We start from the raw sequence: 650 nt of genomic DNA, 5'->3' as shown, positions 1-650 counted from the left end.
TTTAAATATTGATTGATTCATTAAAAAAGAAGTTTTTGAAGTAGAGTTTACAAATGATTTAATTTGTAAATCATCTTCTAAATATGCAGATTTTTTATATTCAATATTGCACGATTTAACAATTATAAGAGCACCAAAATCATTTTTTATTTTTGTATTACTTAATCCAATAGTTGATAACGCTTCAGTTCTAGCTCTTTCTAAATATTTTAAATAATTTGCATAATACACGACTCCACCAGCGTCTGTATCTTCATAATACACTTTAACATTATGACTAAAGTTTTTATGCATAAATTAATAATATCAAATAAATAAAAATTTAATAGAAACTAAGATATAATATCTTAGATGAAAATTTATATAATTTGGTTAATCGGAGTAATTTTATGGAACTTTGGATTTCCAAATGCAATTCCAATCGCAGATGTTATCGCAGCGATTTTATTATCGTTTTTAAGTATTGGATTAAAAAAGTATTTAAAATGGTAATTAATCTGCTGAAAAATAAATATTCTGAAAATAAGAAATTGATTTCATTTTAGAATTATCAGTATCTGCCATTATAGCTAGGCCGTCTAATTCATTTACATCTAAATCATGAAATTTTTTAAAATCTTCTTTCACATTGGTTTTTACTGTCACCCATT

Annotated in this window: 3 protein-coding genes; 1 reads left to right on the top strand and 2 read right to left on the bottom strand. The window is 23.8% G+C overall.

Annotation, left to right across the window (positions count from 1 at the left end; translation table 11 throughout):
- On the bottom strand, window positions 1-294 hold a 294-nt coding region (locus AMN88_RS02200; RefSeq protein WP_075536223.1), incomplete at its 3' end, for a YbgC/FadM family acyl-CoA thioesterase.
- A 57-nt stretch (window positions 295-351) separates the two neighbouring features.
- On the opposite strand from AMN88_RS02200, the gene AMN88_RS04570 reads away from it, so the two are divergent.
- Window positions 352-492, top strand: coding sequence for a hypothetical protein (locus AMN88_RS04570; protein ID WP_179850092.1), 141 nt, complete (start codon window positions 352-354; stop codon window positions 490-492).
- On the opposite strand, the gene AMN88_RS02195 is transcribed toward AMN88_RS04570, so the two are convergent.
- Entirely contained in the window at window positions 493-645 is a 153-nt protein-coding gene (locus AMN88_RS02195; protein WP_256997779.1) for a DUF3047 domain-containing protein, read from the bottom strand.
- Between the last annotated feature and the right edge of the window lie 5 nt (window positions 646-650).

The organism is Candidatus Pelagibacter communis (assembly GCF_001180165.1).
GTDB classification, from domain to species: domain Bacteria; phylum Pseudomonadota; class Alphaproteobacteria; order Pelagibacterales; family Pelagibacteraceae; genus Pelagibacter; species Pelagibacter ubique_P.
Note: the sequence above shows the minus strand (reverse complement) of the source record. Positions and strands in the feature narration are given on the sequence as shown.

Excerpts from the sequence above, each read along its gene's own strand:
- AMN88_RS04570 (WP_179850092.1), top strand. The coding sequence starts at position 352 with ATGAAAATTTATATAATTTGGTTAATCGGAGTAATTTTATGGAACTTT.